11 protein-coding genes and 1 pseudogene are annotated in these 15488 nt (G+C 62.0%); 5 read left to right on the top strand and 7 right to left on the bottom strand.

What is annotated here, in order from left to right:
• Positions 1 to 7: 7 nt before the first annotated feature.
• A complete protein-coding gene (locus ACFSM0_RS16630) occupies positions 8 to 1255 on the bottom strand; it encodes a urate hydroxylase PuuD (protein ID WP_377393090.1) in 1248 nt (415 codons plus the stop codon).
• A gap of 139 nt (positions 1256 to 1394) precedes the next feature.
• On the opposite strand from ACFSM0_RS16630, the gene ACFSM0_RS16625 reads away from it, so the two are divergent.
• The gene (locus ACFSM0_RS16625) at positions 1395 to 1880 is read left to right on the top strand and encodes an ureidoglycolate lyase (RefSeq protein ID WP_377393085.1); all 486 of its coding nucleotides are present in this window, start codon (positions 1395 to 1397) and stop codon (positions 1878 to 1880) included.
• A gap of 3 nt (positions 1881 to 1883) precedes the next feature.
• Here ACFSM0_RS16625 and feoB read toward each other — a convergent pair whose 3' ends face one another.
• A complete protein-coding gene (gene feoB / locus ACFSM0_RS16620) occupies positions 1884 to 3791 on the bottom strand; it encodes a ferrous iron transporter B (RefSeq protein ID WP_377393082.1) in 1908 nt (635 codons plus the stop codon).
• A 6-nt stretch (positions 3792 to 3797) separates the two neighbouring features.
• Positions 3798 to 4097, bottom strand: a complete 300-nt coding sequence (locus tag ACFSM0_RS16615; RefSeq protein WP_377393079.1) for a FeoA family protein — start codon at positions 4095 to 4097, stop codon at positions 3798 to 3800.
• Between the two features lie 275 nt (positions 4098 to 4372).
• Between ACFSM0_RS16615 and tgt the strand changes: the two genes are divergently transcribed.
• Entirely contained in the window at positions 4373 to 5500 is a 1128-nt protein-coding gene (tgt, locus tag ACFSM0_RS16610) for a tRNA guanosine(34) transglycosylase Tgt (RefSeq protein ID WP_377393076.1), read from the top strand.
• A gap of 1 nt (position 5501) precedes the next feature.
• On the opposite strand, the gene trhA is transcribed toward tgt, so the two are convergent.
• The 3 genes from trhA to ACFSM0_RS16595 form a co-directional block, all read right to left on the bottom strand.
• Positions 5502 to 6146, bottom strand: a complete 645-nt coding sequence (gene trhA, locus ACFSM0_RS16605; RefSeq protein WP_377393073.1) for a PAQR family membrane homeostasis protein TrhA — start codon at positions 6144 to 6146, stop codon at positions 5502 to 5504.
• 205 nt (positions 6147 to 6351) lie between these two features.
• Complete coding sequence (locus ACFSM0_RS16600; protein WP_377393070.1) at positions 6352 to 8523, bottom strand: putative bifunctional diguanylate cyclase/phosphodiesterase; 2172 nt, start codon at positions 8521 to 8523, stop codon at positions 6352 to 6354.
• Positions 8523 to 8918: an SET domain-containing protein-lysine N-methyltransferase gene (locus ACFSM0_RS16595; RefSeq protein WP_377393067.1), complete on the bottom strand. Its 396-nt coding sequence runs from the start codon at positions 8916 to 8918 to the stop codon at positions 8523 to 8525. Before ACFSM0_RS16595 ends, ACFSM0_RS16600 begins: the two co-directional genes overlap by 1 nt.
• Positions 8919 to 9720: 802 nt before the next feature.
• Here ACFSM0_RS16595 and ACFSM0_RS16590 point away from each other — a divergent pair.
• Positions 9721 to 9891: pseudogene (locus ACFSM0_RS16590) on the top strand (HGGxSTG domain-containing protein); the annotation flags it as partial.
• A 149-nt stretch (positions 9892 to 10040) separates the two neighbouring features.
• Here the strand turns inward: ACFSM0_RS16590 and ACFSM0_RS16585 are convergent.
• Positions 10041 to 10301 carry a hypothetical protein gene (locus ACFSM0_RS16585; protein ID WP_377393064.1) on the bottom strand — a complete coding sequence of 87 codons (261 nt, stop codon included), beginning with the start codon at positions 10299 to 10301 and terminating at the stop codon, positions 10041 to 10043.
• 244 nt (positions 10302 to 10545) lie between these two features.
• On the opposite strand from ACFSM0_RS16585, the gene ACFSM0_RS16580 reads away from it, so the two are divergent.
• Positions 10546 to 11997: a tyrosine-type recombinase/integrase gene (locus ACFSM0_RS16580; protein WP_377393061.1), complete on the top strand. Its 1452-nt coding sequence runs from the start codon at positions 10546 to 10548 to the stop codon at positions 11995 to 11997.
• Positions 11998 to 12281: 284 nt separating this feature from the next.
• The gene (locus tag ACFSM0_RS16575) at positions 12282 to 15302 is read left to right on the top strand and encodes a pentapeptide repeat-containing protein (protein WP_377393058.1); all 3021 of its coding nucleotides are present in this window, start codon (positions 12282 to 12284) and stop codon (positions 15300 to 15302) included.
• The last annotated feature ends 186 nt before the right edge of the window (positions 15303 to 15488 follow it).

Genomic DNA, 15488 nt, shown 5'->3' with positions numbered 1-15488 from the left:
GCGCGCCTCAGTTTTGCGCCAGTGCCGGGTGTTCGGCGGCGCGAAACCAGTCCCGGATTGCGGCCCGTGCCGCGGGCTCCATGAAATTTGCAGCGCCGGGCGGCATCGCATCGGTGAGACCGGCGAAGATGTAAACCTGCTCGGCCGCACGCGCGACCGCCTCGGGCGTGTCGAGCAAAAGCCCGCGCGGTGCGGTGGCAAAGCCCTCCCAGCCCGGTTCGGGCGCATGGCACATGGCGCAATTGGCGGTGACGATCTCGGCCACCTCCTCAAACCCCGGCGCTTGGGCAAAGCGCGCGGCGGTGGGCGAAAGCGGCAGCGCGGCGGCCTCGTCCTCCGGCACCGGGTCGCGCAAGGTCGAGAGCCAGACACAGGCGAGAAACAGCAAGATCGTTGCCGGAATCGTCCAGTAGGGCGCGCCCTTGCGTGCATGGCGGCTGTTGAACCAATGCCGGATCGTGATCCCCATCAGGAACACGAGCGTTGCAATCCCCCAGTTGTAATGCCCCGCAAATGAGAGCGGATAATGGTTCGACAGCATGAAAAACAGCACCGGCAGGGTGAGGTAGTTGTTATGCGTCGAGCGCAGTTTGGCGATGCGGCCATAGTCCGGGTTGGGGGTACGGCCCGCCTTGAGATCTGCCACCACGATCTTCTGGTTCGGGATGATCACCAGAAACACATTCGCCGTCATGATCGTCGCGGTATAGGCGCCCAGATGCAAAAACGCGGCGCGGTCGGTGAAGACCTGCGTATAGCCCCAGGCCATCGCGGCGAGCGCGGCGAGCAACAGCCCCATGAAGGCCACCGGGTAATGGCCGAGCTTGGAGCGGCAGGCGAGGTCATAGACGACCCAGCCGATGGTGAGCGAGCCCGCCGAGATCGCCATGCCCTGCCAGGGCGCAAGATCGACCTTGGCCGGGTCGATCAGGAACAGATCCGCCCGGTGCCAGTAAACGAGGATCAGCATCCCCGCACCGGAAAGCCAGGTGCTGTAGCTCTCCCATTTGAACCATGTCAGATGCTCGGGCATGCGCTCGGGCGCGACCAGATATTTCTGGATGTGATAGAAGCCGCCGCCATGCACTTGCCATTCTTCGCCCGCGGCGCCCGGCGGCAGATGCGCCACCTTGCGCAAGCCCAGATCGAGCGCGATGAAGTAAAACGATGAACCGATCCACGCGATCGCGGTCACGATATGGAACCAGCGCATCGCGAAGGATGCCCAGTCCCACAGAAGGGCGCTGTCGAGCATGTCTTTCTCCTTTGTGAGAACGCTAACGAGCCGGGGCGGCGGCCTCCAGCGCAAAATCGGGGCAGATGCGCAATCTCCTTGCATCTGCCTGATCTTGCGCCTTTTCTGGGCAATGAATGGCAGCGGAAAGGCGGCGCAAATGCAAGAGATGCGGATTGAGGCGCTCACGAAGGAGGCTTTTGCCCCCTTTGGCGACATCATTGATGTGCTCGGCCCCCCGACGAAGCAGATCAACGCCGGGCTCTGCGGGCGCCATGACGACCTTGCAAGGCTCAGCTTTGAGGGGCCGGGGCGCGCGGGGATCTCGCTTTTCGATGCGCAGGCGCGCGCGCTGCCCTACACGCTCGATCTCGTCGAGCGCCATCCGCTGGGCTCGCAGGCGTTTTTGCCGCTCGACGGGGTGCCGTTTCTGGTTTGCGTGGCCGAGGATGCAGGCGGGCATCCGGTGCGGTTTCGCGCCTTTCTGACGGCGCCCGGGCAGGGGATCAACCTTTTGCGCAACACCTGGCACGGGGTGCTTGCGCCGATTGGCGCGCCGGGGCGCTATGCGGTGGTGGACCGGATCGGGGCGGGGGAAAACCTTGAAGAATATCCGCTCGATCCGCCGCTTCGCGTGATCGCCTGAGGCTCAGCCCCAGCCGAGCGCCACCGCGAGGTGATAGGTGACAAAGGCCGCGCTCCAGGCAAGCGCGAACATGTAGCCCACCGAGACCCACATCCACTTGCCCGCGCCGGTCTCGCGCCGGATCACCGCAAGCGTCGAGATGCATTGCGGCGCGAAGATGAACCACACGAGGAAGGCAAGCGCCGTGGCCAAACTCCATTGGCTGGCAAGCAGGGTGGCAAGGGCCGCCTCGCCCCCGCCTGTGCCCCCGCCCGCGCCCTCGGCGACGGAATAAACCGTGGCGAGCCCCGCCACCGCAATCTCGCGCGCCGCCATCGCCGGGATCAGCGCCACCGAAATCTGCCAGTTGAAGCCGATCGGTGCGAGCACCGGCTCGATGAACTGGCCGATTTTCGCGGCGAAGCTGTAAAGGATCGCGGGTTCGGTGGCGCCTTCGGGCGCAAGCGGGAAGGTGGCAAGCACCCAGATCACCACGGTCATGGAAAAGATCGTGGTGCCGGCGCGGCGCAAAAACGCCGAGGCGCGGGTCCAGAGCGCGATCCCGACCGAGCGCGCCCGCGGCACCTTATAGTCAGGCAGATCGAGCATGAAGGGCGGCGAGGGAATGCGCCGCGCGAACAGGAACTTTGCCAGCGCCGACACGGCCAGCGCCGAGACGATGCCCGCCGCATAAAGGCCAAACATCACGAGCCCTTGCAGGTTGATGATGCCCGCAATCTGACGCGCCGGGATGAAAGCGGAGACAATGAGCGTGTAAACCGGGATCCGCGCCGAGCAGGTCATCAGCGGCGCCACGAGAATGGTGGTGAGCCGGTCGCGCGGATTGTCGATCACCCGCGTCGCCATGATGCCCGGAATGGCGCAGGCAAAGGATGACAAAAGCGGAATGAAGGCGCGCCCGTGCAACCCCGCCCCGCCCATGATCCGGTCCATCAGGAAGGCCGCCCGCGCCATATAGCCGAGATCTTCCAGCAGCAGGATGAACAGGAACAAAATCACGATCTGCGGCAAGAAGATGATCACCCCGCCCACGCCGCCGATGACGGCATCGGTCAGAAAGCTGCGCGCCAGCCCGTCGGGCAGATGGGTGGTGATAAGTTCAGAGAGCGCGCCAAAGCTCGCGTCGATCATGTCCATGAAGGGGGCGGCGCCCGCAAACACCGCCTGAAACATCACGAACAGCAATCCGAGCAGGAAGCCAAGCCCGAAGACGGGGTGCAGCAGCACCCTGTCGATGCGGTGGGTGAGGCTGTCATATTCTGGCGGATGGGTGATGGCACGATCAATCAACCGGTCAGCGGCGCGGTGGCTGAGCCTGAGGTCGGCGGCGTCAGGCGGTGTCCAGAGGTTCGGGCCCGGCTCCGGCAGACCCTGCGCCAGTGTGGTATCCAGCTGGGCGCGCAACATCTCGAGCCCGCCTTTGCGCACCGCCGTCGAGGTGATCACCGGCACGCCGAGTTCATCGGAAAGGGCCGCGGTGTCGATCTCGATCTTCCGGTGCCGGGCAATGTCGATCATGTTGAGCACCACGATCATCGGCAGACCGGTGGCGAGCAGCTCCATCGCGAGGCGCAGCCCCGCGCGCGGCGCCACCGAATCCACCACCACCAGCATCAACTCGGGCGGCGGCTCTTCGGGGTGGTGGTTCAGGACCACATCGCGGGTGACGATCTCATCGGGCGAGCGGGCGCGCAGGCTGTACGTGCCCGGCAGGTCGATCAGCTCGATGCGGTTGCCGCCCGGCGTGGTGAAAAACCCCGCCTTGCGTTCGACCGTGACGCCCGCGTAATTGCCAACCTTTTGGCGCGCGCCCGTCAATGCATTGAAAAGCGCAGTTTTTCCGCAGTTTGGCGGGCCAACGAGGGCGAGCCGAAACGGGTCGGATCGGGCGGGGAGAGGGCGGTCGGTCATCGAGGTTCAGGCAACCAGGATCGCCATCGCCTCGCGGCGGCGCAACGCCACCGTGGTGCCATTGATGCGCACCGCGATCGGGTCGCGGCCAAACAGCCCCTCATGCAGGATCGTGACCCGCGCGCCCTCAACAAAGCCAAGCTCGATCAGCCGGCGCTCCATTTCCGCGGCAGGAAGCGCGGCGGAATGATCGGCGGGGATGATGCTGTGCACATGGCCCGAAAAGCCCCGACGCAGGGTGCCCAGCGGATGATGCTCGGCGCGCGGCGCCTGCGTCGCATGCGGCAGATCGGGCGAAAGCATCATCGGGCGCTCCTTGGGCTTGAGTCGGGTCGCCCCGAACCTGGCAGAGATCATACTGACTATTCCGACTGGAATGATCAAGTAAACGGTCCCGGCCTGGCCCCGATTTTGCGTGACCGGGCGCGGCAAGTAAATGGCTTCTGAGCCGCAGGGGCGCATGGCCGCAGGAATTGCGAAGGCGCGGGTGGGCGGTGCTTTTGTCATTCAGGCTCGGCCCTCTCCCCGGGCTTTCCCTTTTGCCCCATCGCTGCTACATCGCGCGCCGAAGGAGCGCCCCGATGACCCGTTTCAGCTTCCGTTTGTCCGCCACCGATGGCAAGGCCCGCACCGGGGTGATTTCCACCCCGCGCGGCGAGATCCGCACACCGGCCTTCATGCCGGTGGGCACGGCTGCGACGGTCAAGGCGATGATGCCCGAGAGCGTGCGCGCGACCGGTGCCGATATTCTTCTGGGCAACACCTATCACCTGATGCTGCGCCCCTCGGCCGAGCGGATTGCCCGGCTTGGCGGGCTGCACAAGTTCATGAACTGGGAGCGCCCGATCCTCACCGATTCCGGCGGGTTTCAGGTGATGAGCCTGGCGAGCCTGCGCAAGCTCACCGAGGAGGGCGTGACCTTTTCCTCCCATGTTGACGGCTCGAAGCATCACCTGAGCCCGGAGCGCTCGATGGAGATCCAGAAGCTTCTGGGCTCTGATATCGTGATGGCGTTTGACGAATGCCCCGCGCTGCCCGCGACCGAGGAGGACGTGGCCAAATCGATGCGGCTTTCGATGCGATGGGCGCAACGCAGCCGCGACGCCTTTGGCGACCGGCCGGGGCATGCGCTTTTCGGCATCATGCAGGGCGGGGTGACGCGCGCGCTGCGCGAGGAATCTGCTGCGGCGCTGACAGCGATCGGCTTTGATGGTTATGCCGTGGGCGGCCTTGCGGTGGGCGAGGGGCAGGAGGCGATGTTCTCGGTGCTCGATTATGCGCCGGGCTGTCTGCCGGAAGACAAGCCGCGCTACCTGATGGGGGTGGGCAAGCCCGATGACATCGTCGGCGCGGTCGAGCGCGGCATCGACATGATGGATTGCGTGCTGCCCTCGCGCTCGGGGCGCACGGGGCAGGCCTGGACCCGGCGCGGGCAGGTCAACATCAAGAACGCCCGCCATCAGGACGACCCGCGCCCGCTCGATGAGGCCTGCACCTGCCCGGCCTGCCGCAACTATTCGCGCGCCTATCTGCACCACGTGTTCCGCACCGGCGAGATGATCTCCGGCATGCTGCTCACATGGCACAACCTGCACTATTATCAGGAGCTGATGGCGGGGCTGCGCGCGGCGATTGCCGCAGGCGAGTTGGCCACCTTCGTGGCTAAGTTCCATGCGCTGCGCGCCGAAGGCGATATTGCGCCGCTCTAGCTCAGCGCGCCGCGATCAGGATCACGGCAGCGTAATGCGTTGCGGCGGCGGCGAGCACATGGCCGTGCCAGATCGCGCGCGAGAAGGGCAGGCCCTTGAGCTTGTAAAACACCGTGCCGAGGGTATAGATCGCCCCCCCGGTGCCAAGCAGGATCAGCACCGCCAGCGGCAGCGCCTGCAACAGCGGCCAGATCGCCAGAACGCCAAGCCAGCCCATGGCAAGGTAGAGCACGAAGCCGAGCCGCTCGCCACGGTGGAAAAAGCCAAGCTTCATCACCATGCCGATGAGCGCGAGCGCCCAGATCGTGATGGTGAGCGCAATGCCCACGCCGCCGCCAAGGCCGATCAACGCCATCGGCGTGTAGGTGCCCGCAATCAGAAGATAAATCGCCGCATGGTCGAAACGGCGAAGCACCGCACGGGCAGGGGCGTAAAGGGTCAGGTTATAGCCCGCCGAAAAGCCGAAGGAGGCGATGAGCCCCACCGCATAGACGACGAGCGGCCAGATCTTAGGCCCGAGCCCCGCCATTGCGGCCCAGACCATCAGCGCCGAAACCGCCGCCACCGCGAAGGTCACGCCAAGCACATGCATCACGCCATCGGCGAAATGCTCACGGAAGGAATGGGCAAGCTGGTGTCGGGTCATGTGGGTCTCCGGGGACGGGCCCATGCTAGCAGAGCGATGCACATGCCCAAAGGCTGACGCTGCGTTAAGGCGCGCTCGCATGGTCACAAATTCGCGTTCTGGTCAGCGGGTTCGCGCCGGTGCGGGGGCGCGGGCTGCCGGGGTCTGTGCGCCGCGTATTGCGCCGGTCTTTGCATCGGGGCCGCACAGGCGCCGTTGCGCCAGATCAATGTGTTCGCAGCTGTGCCGTGTCCCGATCCGCCAAAGGGGTTTGCGCCGTGATATAGGTCTCGATCGGTGCCGGCCGGCCAAAGTAATAGCCCTGCAGCAAATCCGCCCCGGCAATGCTGAGGCGGGTGGCATCCAGCTCGGTTTCGATCCCCTCCGCGACGATTTTCAGATCCATCGCGCGGGCAAGCCCGATGATGGACCGGATCATGCGCATTCCGTGTTTGCCCCCGTCGAGCGAGCGCACGAAGGAGCGGTCGATCTTCAGCGTGTCAAACGGCATCCGGGTCAAATAGGCGATGGAGGCGTAACCGGTGCCGAAATCGTCCAGCGCGAGGGTGAAGCCGCTGTCGCTCAGCGCGATCAGCTCCTGAGAGATGGTCGTGTCGTCGCGCAGCACGATCTGTTCGGTGACTTCGATCTCGATCTGCGCGGGCTCAAGACCATAGGCCCGCACCACTTCCGTGAACTTCGCCCCAAAGCCCTGGCTCATCAATTGCGTGGGCGAAATGTTGATGCTGAAGCACGCGCCCGGCAGTGCGCGCATATCCTTGCAGGCCCGATCCAGCAGCAGCCAGCCGAGCGGCATCAGCAACCCGCTGGCCTCGGCAACCTTGATGAAACGGTCCGGGGCGACCGGCCCGATCTCGGGAGAGGTCCACCGCGCGAGCGCCTCATAGCGGACCGGACCCTCCGCGCCGCCCGCCGTCACGATGGGCTGAAAATATGTGGCAAAGCCGGACCCATCTGCCAGAGCGCGGCGCAGCTCCCGCTCAATGCGCTTGTGGTCACGATCTTCGCTCTCCATGCGCGCGTCATAGCGCACCACCTCAAGCGTCTCGCTTTGCTTGGCGCAATACATCGCCCGATCCGCGCGGCGCAAAAGCTCCTCATGATCGAGCGCATGGGTCTTGTCGCAGGCCAGCCCCTTGGAGGCCACGACTTCAAAACTCACGCCATTGCAAATGATCGGCGCGGTCGAAACCGTCTCCAGCTGGCGGCACTTGCGCGCCACCAGCCGGTCCAGCCCCGCTTCGCAGGAGAGGATGATGAAAAACTCGTCGCCGCCATAACGCGACACAAAGGTGTGCTCATCCGTCAAACGGTGGAGACGGGTGGCGAATTCAACCAAAAAGGCATCCCCCCCCAGATGCCCCACCGTGTCATTGATGATCTTGAAGCGCACAAGGTCGATTGTGATCACCGCGCATTCCAGGATTTCCCTTTTGCGCAAGGTCTCGAGGTGTTCGCGCATCGCGTAGCGATTGGGCAATTGCGTCAGGGCATCCCTGCGCGCGCGCCCGGAGGAAACCGCCTCGCGCTTGATCAGCCCCTCCGCCTTGGACCGAAGCAGCCGGGCTGCCGAGTAAGAGATCACCCCGAACACAAGGCTGATTGTCCCCATGATGGGGAACATCTTCCAAAACAAAAGCGTGCCCGGCTGCGGTGGCGACCAGCGCAACCATGCCACCGGCGTGCCGCGCACACCCGGAAGCGCCTGGGAGACGGTGCCGGGCGGGGGGGGCGCGGGCAGGGCCTCAAGCCCCGAGATCGAAAGCTCGCGCTCCATGTCTTGCAGGCGGGTGGGTTCGATGATCTTGCCGATCGTGGCGATGGCGGCCGTCTTGCGGTCCACCCGGGCCAGAAGCTCGGCGTTTTCAGGCAGCAGGTAGGAAGCGCTGAACATCACAAGCTGGCCGTTGCGATAGCCAAAAAAGTCAAACGTCTGGCGCCCGGAACTGTCGAGCGCGGACACGGCGCCGCGCAGCGTCTGTCGCGTTTGCTCGCTCAAAAAACCGGTTTGCGGTGCCAGCCCCGCGCCCGCCTGCCAGGACAGCGGCGCTGAAAACGGCCCGTCAAAGATCTCGGCATATTGAAAGACATCGCCACGCTCTGCCGTGATTCCGTAATTCGAGGCAAGCTGATCAATCGCGAGCGCCTTGGCATCCAGATAGAGATCGGTCCAGTTGTGATAGTCGCTCGCAATCAGCGAGACCTCTTCTTGCATGCTGTGCAGCCGCCCCGCGACGCGCTTGGAGGAGTCTTCCACAGCATTGGCATCCATCGTGTGCCGCACCGAGAGAAGCGAGAGCCACAACACCACCAACACCGCGAGCAAGACCGACGTCACAAGAACGACAATCTGGCCCGGGAGGGTGTTGGGCTTCATCAAGCTGCGATCCCCACGGCGTGGGAGTGCTGCGTTTCAAAGCCGATCACACAGACGTTTGCATAATTGCAGGTCAGTTCAGAGCCCGCCGGCAGATCCCGCGCCGCGATCATTTCATCGCCGCAATCGATCAGGCTGGGATCATCGCTGTGGTTCATGAACATGTCGCCATCATTTCCGAGCCGGAAAACCTGCAGATGCGGAATGTATTCCGCATGGTGCAACACCGTTTCCACAGCATCTGCGGGGAAATGGTTCAAGGCGGCCGCTGGGATGTCGACATCGTACATCGGATCATATCTCCAGACCGTGTCTCCCGCACGGATGGATGTTCTCGTGAAGACACCCAGACCGTGGATCAGGCTTCGCGCGATATAATGGTTCACTAAAAGCATGGTGATGCCCCTTGGTTAATTTTTCGTTTACGTTTCCGGATCGCCGCGTCCCTGACGCTGCCATTCGGCAAGGCAGCTTGCGCCGCCCAGAGCCCGCGGTGCGGCGCCGAGGCGGGGGCGAACGCCGTCTGATGTGGCCGCGGTGGTGCGCGTCGCGCGGTCGCGTGCCCAAGGCGTCCCGAGCGATATCGCCGTGCTCGTCAGGATTGGGCCGCATGACGCACAGGTCCCGCGTTCGGAAACAATCTTCGTCTACTGGCGCAGATTGTGTCGAAACCCCTTGGCGGGCCTTTAACGCCATGGAACGAAATACATAGATTTGTTGATAATTTTCGGCGGTTCTTCAAGCTCTGCTCGCGCGATGGTGCCCGTATCAGTGATGTGGATTCCGTGATGGATTCCAGAGGCTTGCATTCTGGCCATGACGAAGCCTTCATCCCGCCGCTCCCGCACCCCGAATGGGTCGAGCGGCCACCGGTGCCTGAACCGGCGCGGGTCTCTCAACCCCGGCTTCGATCCGGATGAGGATTGGCGCGCCGAGCCTGTGGGGGGCTTTGATGGGGCCTGCGCGATGAGATGCGACACAATCACCGATTTATCTGAGGTCATCACGCGAGCGATTGCGCACCGGGCGGGCGATTTAGGGTTTATAAAAAGCGCCCCCGGCAAAGTGTGGCGCGGGCGATGCGTGACCAATAGGTGCGCGGGGGGATGGGGGGCTAGACTTGTCGCCCGAACTATCCAGAATGATGGAAGCCGCATTGCATATGGCGCTTGAGCGTGCTGCCAAGCGCGCAGAGGCACAGGCTGCAAGGCTCTCAGTGAACCGGGCAAACGCCGCTGCAAGTTTCATGGCGGAAAATCGACCGGGCCACGCACAGCCGAAGGCCGCGAGTGCATCCGGGCCGCACAGAAAAAGCGCTGGGCGCGGTGGCGGTTTGAAAAACAATCAAATGGAAATCAAGGGGGCTGACAACATACGGCAAGCAATCTTGATACCCCGCTTTAGTTGAGCAAGCGAACGAGGAAGCAAGAGATTAGCCCGAGATTTGCCGCTCCGATGGAAGCTGCGATCCAAGCCGCTCGTTTGGCGCTGCGCGCTTCGCGCCACGCCGCGAGTGATCAGGCATAGCAGGCGACCGTCTCCTGATAGGTGTGCGCAAGCAGCAGGTTGCGATTGCGCGCATCAAATTCGACTGCATCTAGAAAACCTGCATCGAAGATGCCGAACTGTCCCAAGACATGCTTTAACGCGTTATCACCTGCGATATCTGCGCCGCGCATTAGTTGTTCGAGCGCGGAACCACCTAGCGCGGACCGCGAAAACGAAAGCTTGTCCTTAAGTATCTGAGCTGCAATTTCAGCGGCGTAATGTTCGTGCACTACCGGTTCTCCAACTGACGCTTGAACACAGATCAAAGTTTCGGTGGAGAGACTAGCGCCGCTATCGCAAAGCAACCAAGCGCAAAATTAAAGGCGGGTGCGTTGGTGGGTATCGTCGCAAATTTGCGACTTTATCCAATAATTTCAGGGAAATATGGCGGAGAGACAGGGAGTAGACGCCATATCAGTCCAACATCAGGAAATCATTGACTTTCAGGTGGTTATGGCGCTTTCGTTGGTCTGATTGATTGGTCTGAAAGCTGATGAAATGGCAAAATCCCGACATGGTGGCTCTGACCGCTTGCTGACCCTGAAGGGGCTAACGTGGTGGGCAAAAATTGAAATCCCGAAGGACTGCCGTTCCGCGCTGGGCGACAAGACTGCGTTAGTTCTGAGCATGGATACCGGAGACATTCGAGAGGCGCGCCGCCGCCGTGATGCCTTCGAGGAGGAGCACAAGGGAACCTTTGCAGCCATTCGTGCGGGAACCTATGACCCCGAGAACAAACGCGCAAATGCCGCTCAACAAGGTGCCTTGTGGCGGGAAACCTTGGCTGAGTTGAGGGAAGACCCTGAGACCCCCGAGGCGTTGCTAGACGCGGCTGCGGCAGCGGAGGAGCAAGAGCGCGAAAGCCTTCGCGGGGCCGAACGGGCAGCCTTTGAACGCGCCCTGAAAGGGGCCGTCCCGTTCAATCATCATGCCAACGCTTACCTGAAAGCGATCAAGCTTGCGGAGAAGACCACGAAAGAGCGGGCGGGATTGCTCGCTATGGTCTCCGATTGGTTCACCGCCAAGGGGCTCACGCTGGACAAGCTAGGGCGGCGAGAGGTGGGCCGCTATTGCTCCGAGGTGCTGGAAGACCTCCACCCCGTCACGGCGCAAAAGCGTCTTGGCGCTGCCCGGGGTTATTGGGATTGGCTCATGACGAAGGGGCATGTCTTAAGGGCAGATGGCAATCCTTGGGCCGGGCAGTTGCAGGCCAGCAAAAAGCGCCGGGTAGAACGCGATGAGGCGGAAGACGCGGAAGAACGGCCTTTCACCGATGAAGAAGTCACGGTTCTGCTCACCTCTGCTTGGCCTGCCCGGCAGAAGGAAGCGAACCGAGCCATCTTGCTTGATGGTTTGGCGCTAGGGCTTCTCTCGGGGTTACGGGAAGCGGAGGTTGCCAATCTCCGCGTGGGCGACATTGAGCACCCGGAAGGTGCCCCTCTCGGTGTCTTGAGGGTCAGAGAGGGGAAGACGGCCTCCGCCATCCGCCGCGTGCCTGTTCATCCCGCCCTTGCGCCAATGATTGCGCGCAGATGTGACCGGAAGAAGCCGGATGCAATGCTGTTTCATGACCTTTGGGACGGCAGAGAAGCCGGTAAGGGGTCTGCGGCGGATGCCTTCGGGAAAGCCTTCAGGCGCTACCGTCTGGCCTTAAATGTGGATGACAAACGGGAAGGCAAGCGGCGCAGCCTTGTCAACTTCCACTCCGCGCGCCGATGGTTTGCCACAAAGTCCGCACAGGCGGGCATCCCCCTAGATACCATTGCGGCGGTCATCGGGCACTCAGACAAGAGCAGCAAGCATTCCATGACGCTGCGCTACATTGAGGGGCTGATTGATGCCCAGCTTAGGGAATGTGTTGAAAGCGTGGTCTTGCCTGAGCTGGTTTGCCGGAAGTTAGCGCCTTTACCCGCCACCTCTGGCTGAAGTGCCATTGCCCGCTGTGCGAAAGGGCCCCCCCCTTGAAACGCGTGGGTGTCCAAATTGGCCATGTCAGGGTGTACAGATGGTGCCCCCTTCTTGGCCCGTTCAGGTGCCCCGAAGAGGCTCCGGCAGGTCGAGGCGAAGGCAAGAGATTTCCCCCGCACCCTCGCTGCTGCTGCGACAACTTTACGTTGCGCATTTCCCGGCTTCCTCATTAGGCTTGGCTGCATTGTTACTCTTCGCACGCGTCTCTCGTTTCGCGCCGCGTTGGAAGGAGTTCTTCTGCGATGACGATCAAGTTTATCCCGCCGGAACGCCACCGCGATTACATCGGTGCCCTGACCTCTGTCCTGAGTGCTGCTGCGGGGGCCTATACGCTGAACCCTTTCAGCACATCTGCCCAAGCCTCCAATATCTGGAAGGCTTTCAAAGGCGTTGAAACCGCGACACCCGAGAATCTCGCTTGGGTCTGGTTGAATGCAACGATCACCCATGCGGCGAACGAGTTCCTCGCCTTCATCGCGCGCGAAAATCAACTGATGCCGCAAGCGCGGGATGGCGCGGTGGGAGCCTTCCTGAAAGCGGCAATTCCCGAAGAAATCACCGCGAAATTCAACGATGGCGCATTGCGCAGCCCAGTGACGCATGAGGCGTTCCAGCCTGCTCGCGAGGCGGTCATCTCCTTCGTGTTGGCCCTGACGCGCATCACCCGGTTCAACGAAAAGACCAACCAGAAGGAACGCTACGCGCGCGAGTTCGACCGCTGCCTGAACCGCGCTTCGGCCTATGTCTTCTCGGCCCATTATGATCGGCTAAAGCCGCTGGAGGCTGCGGTGATTGGCCCGGCATCCGAGGCCATGCGCCGCGAGGCGGCTTGGGCGCGGCACTACGACTGGATTCACCGCAAGGTCGATACCGAGCCTGTGTTCTCTCCCGATGGCACCGAAACGCCCCCTTTGAAGCCCCTCTACCTGCGCCCAAGGGCCTATTGGCACGAACTGCTGCGCGAAGATGACGAGGCTGAAGACAAACCCCGCTACCGCGCGCATCTTGGCAATTTACACCAAACGCTTGAAGACTGGCTCGGCACCGATAGCGCGAAGGGGATGGACGCTTTGCGCCTCATTGCGGGTGGCCCCGGCTCGGGTAAATCCTCTTTCGCCAAAGTGTTCGCATCCGAAACTATCCTGCGTGAAAGCCATAGGGTGATCTTCATCGAGCTCCAGTACATGCCGAAGATTGGGGGAACGCTCGAGGAAGAAATCGGGAAGCATCTACAAACACTGCCCCACGGCGGCGCGGGATTTCCGGGTGATGCGTTCGAATGGGCCAAGAGTGAGCGTAGTCCCCTGCTTCTGATCTTCGACGGGCTTGATGAACTCAGCTTTCAAGAGAGCGAGAGGGCCGGCCTAACCCGCAATTTCGTTTCGAACGTGCAGGAAATGCTTAGGAGGCAGAACTCACAGGGGACCTGGGTCAGGGTAATCATCCTCGGTCGCTATGCGGCGTTCTCGGCAGATATGTACAAAGCGCCTAATCAAACCCATTTTCTCATGAATATGGCTCCAATAAGAGCGCTTGAGGAAGGCGACCTTGAACTCCCCCTGCAGAATAGTTCCGACGGCCGTCGCCGCGACTGTGAAATTCGCCCGCTTTCATTTTATGCATACGATCTTACGTGCGACCAGCGTTTGCTTTACTGGCAGAATTGGTGCCGCGCTCGCAGGGTCGAGGCAGAACCTCCTGAAGCAATCACCTATGATGATCTTTTAGACTTGAACGCTGAACCGCTCCTCCTCCATCTGCTTATAGTTTCAGATTTTTGTGGCGAGCGTTGGCGTGAGGCGGCAGAGAACCGGAACCTTGTCTATGAAGATATCCTGCGCAAAGTCTATCGCCGGGATAAAGACCAGGCAAAACCAAAGGCTGCGTGGGGGGAAGCACAGTTCTTCGCGCTACTGGAGGCGCTTGGGCTCGCAGCATGGCATGGCAATGGTCGCGCGGGGAAAGAAGCGGCGTTCAACGACTTAAGGGACCTGCACGCACGGCCTGTTTTTAATAGTGCGGAAGCAACCAGCGCGCACGGCACGATGCCCTCCTTGCCAAGTTTGGAAAGCTTGCTGCTATTGACGAACGCTCGGCGGGCTTATGTGAGCGAGCCGGGATTTGAGTTCATTCACAAGAGCTTTGGCGAATACTTGGCGGCGCGAGGGCTCGTTTCCGCGGCAACTAGGCTGCATAAGAGACATGCCCCGGAGGGCACGAAAGATTATGCAAACAGTCTCGCTCTCAACTGGGCGGAACTGGTTCGCGATGCGGCACTCACTCCTGAAGTCATCCGTTTCCTGTACGACGAAACTTGGCGACGGGGGAGCTCAAGCAAGTCGAACGCGGAAGACTTGCGCTTCGTCAAGCGAACCCTTGAGTACATACTAAACTGGGTCCAGCAGCATGGGTTCCCCCTACATAAGATGGAAGCTATCGACGACTTCCGAGAACTCGAAACCTGTCAACGCTGCGCAGAGGCATCCATGCTCGCAGTGGCATCTGCAATCGCATGCGCCAGTTCTTCTCCAGAGGAACATGTCACCATCGAATGGAACGCTGACGGGGCGTTTCGTTTCCTCGAACGCCTACATGCGACGTACCATGGGCGCAACAATCGCATCCTTTCGAAAATCGACCTCAGCGGGGCGAACCTCAGCGGGGCGGACCTCGGAAGCACGGAGTTCAGCGGGGCGAACCTCAGCGGGGCGGACCTCAGAAGGGCGAATCTCATCGGGGCGAATCTCTTCAGGGCGGACCTCAGCGAGGCGAAGCTCAGCGGGGCGAATCTCTTCAGGGCGGACCTCAGCGAGGCGAAGCTCAGCGGGGCGAATCTCTTCAGGGTGGACTTCAGCGAGGCGAAGCTCAGCGGGGCGGACCTCAGCGGGGCGGACCTCAGCGGGGCGAACCTCAGCGGGGCGGACCTCAGAAGGGCGGACCTCAGCGGGGCGGACCTCAGCGGGGCGGACCTCAGAAGGGCGGACCTCAGCGGGGCGGACCTAAAATCAGCCGATCTGGCGAATTGCATATTTGCCGCTATGTTCGTCAGATCGGCTGATTTTAGCTTTACCAATTTGTCTACAGCTCAAGTCAAATCAATTTTTGGCGTCAAGCAAGGCTTCGGGCGCACCATCTTGCCGGAGGGTCTTAAGCCACCAAAACTCTGGCACGTTGCGCAGAAGGCGGAGGAAGATACCGCGGAGTTACAACAAGCCTTTTATGATGCGGCGGAGGCATGGCGTGCAAAGCAGCGAAACGAATGAACAAGCCGAATGGGCCTTGCGGTTGCGGCGGTACCAAGTGGCCGTTCCGCCGCGGTGGAGGCGCGCAGCCTGTCCATATTGGCCCTGTCAGGGTGAACAGGTGGTGCCCCCCTCACGCCCCCGATCAGGTGCCCGCAAACGCCGCCCAAACGGTCCCCGCGAGGCCTTAACAGATTGGCCCCCCCG

Origin of the sequence: Rhodobacter lacus (assembly GCF_042683065.1) — a bacterium.
GTDB lineage: Bacteria > Pseudomonadota > Alphaproteobacteria > Rhodobacterales > Rhodobacteraceae > Rhodobacter > Rhodobacter lacus.
The sequence above is the reverse complement of the archived record's forward strand: the minus strand, read 5'-3'. Positions and strand labels throughout refer to the sequence as shown.